Below are 5,569 nucleotides of genomic sequence, written 5' to 3' on the forward strand. Positions count from 1 at the left end.
CATTAGAAGATACTCTCAATTGCATTAAATCTAGGTAACGCTTTAAAAATTCTATTTCTTTAACTAGTGGAACTTTATTATTAGAAGCGTCATGTAATAAATAACGCATCATTTTACTCATAGTATGTATGGATTGTTTGGCTTTAACAGGAGATGTATCAATTAATGCATATATATTATTAAGTGTATTAAATAGAAAGTGTGGCTGAACTTGGTATTTTAAATATTTAATTTCTGCGTTTAATTGAGTTTGTTTTATTTGTTGCAGTAATAACTTATTTTTATTTAAATGTGTATTTACTTTCAACGCGACACACATACCAATACTTAAAATTATAGGTAAAATAACTTGAACTGTAGTCATTGCACCACTTCTAATTTCACGTGGTGACTCTCCAGTGAATGATGGATGAAATAAATTATTGCCGACTATATTCCCTATTAAAATATATAGAAATACAATAAGAAATACATTTAGTATATAAAATTGAAGTTTTTTATTTTTTAGAAAATAGTTATCCACTAAAACAAAAAAATTAAGGTAAAAGGCTATAAAAATAGCGCCTAACGATAACCAATTTCTATAAATAAGATATTGCTCATTTAAAGATGTCAACGGATAAATGAACAATAACAGCCATAATAAAAAATGCAACCCTATTTTTAAATATTTTAATTTCATTTTTAATATTAAAATACTAAAGTACTATAAAGAAAATGAGTGTTATAATTTTATGGATAATCTCTAGTTTATTATAGAAGTTTATAAAGTTTTTATCTATTAATGAATAGATACTCCATCTTATATGAAATATCCCAGAAGCATTTGTTTTAAAACGAATTAAATTTCATGAAAAACGCCTCATTAAATGAGGCGTTTTTTTATAAACTAGAATTATTATCCGTATAATTTTGATCAGACCTTGTTCCAAAGGGATCTATTGAAATGTATCTAGGTTTCTCTTTTACAATTAACTTAATCTTAGTTATTTCTTTATTGATGTGATTTGATTGAAAATATAAAATAGACCTATCATCTTTCACCTGAGAGGGATGCGTAGTAAAAACACCAATTTTTATAGGCTCATTAATAGCAATTTGTTTTACTTCTCCAGTATTTAAAGTCTTAAAACGCTTCGCTTTTATTGTTGCTGAAATTTCATAAGTTCCATTTTCTAATAGTTTATAAGAACTATCTTCTAAACTTAAATCGTAGGTAATAACGCGTTTAAACCAGTCCGCAATTAAAACATGTTGCTCTTTAGGTGCTACTTTGTAAACTTCGTCTAAAAATTCAATGGTATTTGCTTCTAACTTATTAACATTACGATGTCTGTCTGTAATTGTTTTTAGTACTTTATTTAGGTTTTCTTCTCCAATTAAATCTCGTAATGCTAACATAACAGTTAAGGCTTTACCATAGGCAATATAGTCTTCATTATATACTTTATAAACAGGCGGTTCAATTGTAGTTGCAAATGAACGTCCTGAAAAATATCTGTTTCTAGCATTTTCAGTTAATTGATAAATGGCGCTTTTACCAAATAATTTTTCCATTACAACAGCTTCTGTGTATTTTGCAAAGCCTTCAACAAATAAAGAAGCCCCTGCGACTGGTTTTGCTGTTAAAGTGTGTCCCCAATATTGATGAGCAACTTCATGAATTGTTCGCTTTGCGACCAAATTAAAGGTTTCAGGATGGCTAACATTTTTTAAATACAATCTGTCCTCAACCATACTAATCACTCCCGGATGCGCAAAGCCTCCAAATGGCCAATGTGCAGGAACTTCAGCAATTCTTAAATAATCGAAATTATAGGCTCCAAAATGATCTTGACAATAGTCTAAAGTTTCTTTGATGCTATTTTCAATGGTTTCAATATTAAAATCATGATTTGCATCAAAATATTGTTCAATTGAAATGCCGTTATGCACCACTTTTTTTGTTTCATAATTTGCTGAAAAATAACCTACAGCTGGCATGATTTTGTCTTTAGATTTGTAGTGGTAATAATGCCTTCCGTTCTCAACCCATTGGTTTATTAAATTACCCGAACTAATTGCAGTTTGGTCACTTTTGGTTGAAATAATGGTTTCAAAATTCACTTTTTCAAATTGAATGTCTTCCATAACCATGTGTACATCTGAATTATCTTCTACTTCACGTTCTGGTAAATTCCTTTTTTTACGCTCTATATTATTTGCGATTTCTAATCCAGAACTATACCCTAAAATAGGTTCAAAATTGCTCATACGATTAATATAAGTGCCATTATTTACAATAGATATATCTGTGTCATACCCATTTAACTCATGCTTTAAATTATAAAAAAGTTTAATAGAATCGTTAGGTTGTAGAGGGGTATTTAACTTAAACAAATACGTTTGGTAAACACTATCATGAGTAACTAGTTTTGCATTCTCTAAACGAATACTTTCTAACGGAATCCGTTCTGTTATAAATACTTCTGCTAAAGGTTTTTTGCCTTTGTTTTTCAGCATATTAGATGCTTTTACCGTATAACTTCGCTCTTTGGGGAAGATGGCTATTTCCGTTTTTATTGCTGTACGCACTAACCGTTCTAGGCTATCATATTTTTTAAAATTTCGTTCATAATTCTCACGAAAATCCAATCGTTCGCTTTTAGTTGTATAGTCATTTACAATATTTGTATTGTAAAACACTAAACTTCCAGAGCCAATAAATAATAACATAAAAAATGCAAATGCTAGTTGCTGTAATTTAGACCAATTTTGTTTTAATTGTTTCCATTTTAAAGAAAACGTAGCTACTACGCCTCTATTCCATATTTTAAAAGAAATAATGACTAACAGTACCCCTAATGCCAACCAAAACACAGCTAGATGATTAAATAAGTTAGAAAATGCATTAAACCCATCCATATTATTAGAATGTAACCTTGGTAAATAACCAATGCTCGTTAATGGATGCTCAAGACCTAACATGTTAGATTTAAAACTTAAAAGCACAACTAACCCAAAGATTCCCATGCCCAAATATTTATTTTTAACCAAGCTATTTACAAATAAAGCCATCATACAAAATACTGCTAGCTGAATTCCGTAATAATAAAAAAGCGTAGCATATAAACCGAATTCAAAATTTGAATAATCTAAACTGATTTGAAATGCTAAACACATTAAAATACCTGTGGTAATTAACAGTATTGGTAACAATAATAAGGCGAAGAACTTTGATAAAAAGAACACCCAGTTTTTGGCTGGTGTAGCATCAAGAATACTATTAAAGTTTAAGCTTCGCTCTCTCCATACGATTTCAGAACTATAGAAAACGATTAATATTAAACTAAAAATGGTTAATGGATCTACAATCAAACTTATTAATTGATTGGTAAACGGATATATGCTTACACTATATTCGCCACCACTTACTACTGTTGCATATAATTCTGAAAAAACAATACATAGCCACATAATTAGTACTGCTATAAAAGGCAAACTTCTAACACTATTTTTTAATTCAATTTTTAATAAGGTGAAAAAAGCCATGCTTTGTCCTTTAAAATTATAGCATGCTTTTACTGTTTTATATGCTATTGACAACTGCTGTACGTTATTTATTATACTTGATTCTTTTTTGACTTTTTTCGTTAACTTTCTGAATGAAAACAATTTATAGGTAGCGAATAGAACCCCTATTGAAACAAGCATCCAAATAATTCTGTTTAGAAGAAATAATCCTGAAAACGACAACAACTGCGTATTTTTTTGAAAAGGAGTCCAATACTGTGTTTGCTCAAAAAATGCAGCAATACCAAAAGGATCTGCAATTGCTGCCAAAGCCATACTTTCTGGGGAAGCTGGAACAGATTGTGCCAATAATGGCGAGTTTAAAAAGATAGAACTCACAAAATATAGCATATAAATAAACACAGCACTAACATAAGTCGCTGTACTATTTTTGGTGAGTGTGCTCACAGAAAATATAAGTGTTGAACAGATAAAAATGTTAGGAATTACGATATAAAGAAACGGCTGTAAATACGTTAGCAAATTAAAATCTGCGAGGCGTTCTGAATCTAAATTTGAAAAATGCAATCCTAAAAAATACCCTAAAAGAAAAGGTGAAAAAGCAAGAACACTAAAAATAAAAGTTCCTAAAAAACGACTCCAAAAATAGTGACCTTTTTTAATGGAAGAGCTATAAATTAAAGATTCCATATGATGCTGTTTGTCTCTAAGCATAGCACTTATAGCAAAAAACATAATGATAAAAACACTACCTAATGTGAAAAGACTGGCATGAAAATAGACTTGAAACGTAGCATTAAAGTTAATACCTGTTGGTGCATGACCTTGGCTAGCAACAAACATCCCCATTGCTAAAAATAAGATTGAAAATATAGGGAATGCGCGCTGTTTTAATTGATAAAAAACTTCGAATTGTAATAATTTTTTAAACATGGCTTACCCTTTTAAATTGTTGTGATTAAACAATGTTGCGAAATAATAATCTTCTAAATTAGGTGTGATGATGTTAAACCCAACTTCAGGTTTGTTTTCAGACAATACACGAATTTGTGTTTCTCCAGAAACTAGTTTTATAGAGATAACATCAAATGTTTTCTTGTAACTATCAATAGCTGTTTTAGGTATTATTTTTGTCCAAATTTTGCCTTCAATACTCGACACTAAATCTGTTGGATTGCCTTGAGATATAATTTCTCCATCGGCAAGTATGGCCATTTTTGGACATAAATTTTTTACATCTTCTACAATATGTGTGGAAAGAATAACAATGACGTTCTCCCCTATTTCACTCAACAAGTTTAAAAAACGATTGCTCTCTTCTGGGTCTAAACCAGCCGTGGGTTCATCTACAATAATTAATTGCGGATTTGCTAATAAGGCCTGTGCTATGCCAAAACGTTGACGCATTCCACCAGAAAATGTATAAACAGCCTTCTTTCTGTGTTGGTACAAATTAACTTGTTGTAATAATGCAGTAACCTGTTCTTTACGTTCCTTATTATTAATAATACCCTTTAAAACGGCCAAATGATTTAATAATTTTTCAGCAGATATTTTTGGATATACACCAAACTCCTGAGGTAAATAGCCAAGGTGTTTTCTAATTTCATGAGGTTGCTTAACGACATCTATAGCGTTAAACAGAATATGTCCTGAAGAGGGTTCTTGCAAAGAAGCAATGGTGCGCATTAATGATGATTTCCCTGCGCCATTAGACCCCAATAAACCAAACATACCATTAGTGATTTCTAGATTAATTCCGTTTAAAGCTTTTACACCATTGGGATAGGTCTTGGTAAGGTTATTAATTTGTAATGTATTCATAACTGTTTGTTTTTAAATTGATTGATTGATTGATTTGTAACGTCTTTTTTGAATTCTAAGTCACATGTTAGATGCATCTTGTTTCATTCATATTTTAGCATACTTTAAAGTGTGCATTGTTTTAGTTTTAATTTCATTTTAATGCAAACATATAGGCATGATTTTGGGTATTAAAGTATATTTGATAAACAGGTTTATAAAGAGGTTACACGCTATGCCTACTACTATAAAT

The 5,569-nt window shown here is 30.4% G+C and carries 3 protein-coding genes; all 3 read right to left on the bottom strand.

Annotation, left to right across the window (positions count from 1 at the left end; translation table 11 throughout):
• Positions 1-682: sensor histidine kinase (locus tag ACVC2P_RS17910; RefSeq protein ID WP_452599818.1), on the bottom strand; the 682-nt coding region annotated here is incomplete at its 3' end.
• Positions 683-882: 200 nt separating this feature from the next.
• The gene (locus ACVC2P_RS17915; protein ID WP_452599819.1) at positions 883-4,446 is read right to left on the bottom strand and encodes a M1 family aminopeptidase; all 3,564 of its coding nucleotides are present in this window, start codon (positions 4,444-4,446) and stop codon (positions 883-885) included.
• A gap of 3 nt (positions 4,447-4,449) precedes the next feature.
• A complete protein-coding gene (locus tag ACVC2P_RS17920) occupies positions 4,450-5,337 on the bottom strand; it encodes an ABC transporter ATP-binding protein (RefSeq protein WP_452599820.1) in 888 nt (295 codons plus the stop codon).
• Positions 5,338-5,569: the final 232 nt, after the last annotated feature.

This window comes from Pontimicrobium sp. MEBiC01747 (genome assembly GCF_053601635.1).

What these genes read in the sequence shown, in the direction of transcription:
- ACVC2P_RS17915 (WP_452599819.1), bottom strand. Translation starts at nt 4,446, where the DNA reads ATGTTTAAAAAATTATTACAATTCGAAGTTTTTTATCAATTAAAACAG.
- ACVC2P_RS17920 (WP_452599820.1), bottom strand. Translation starts at nt 5,337, where the DNA reads ATGAATACATTACAAATTAATAACCTTACCAAGACCTATCCCAATGGT.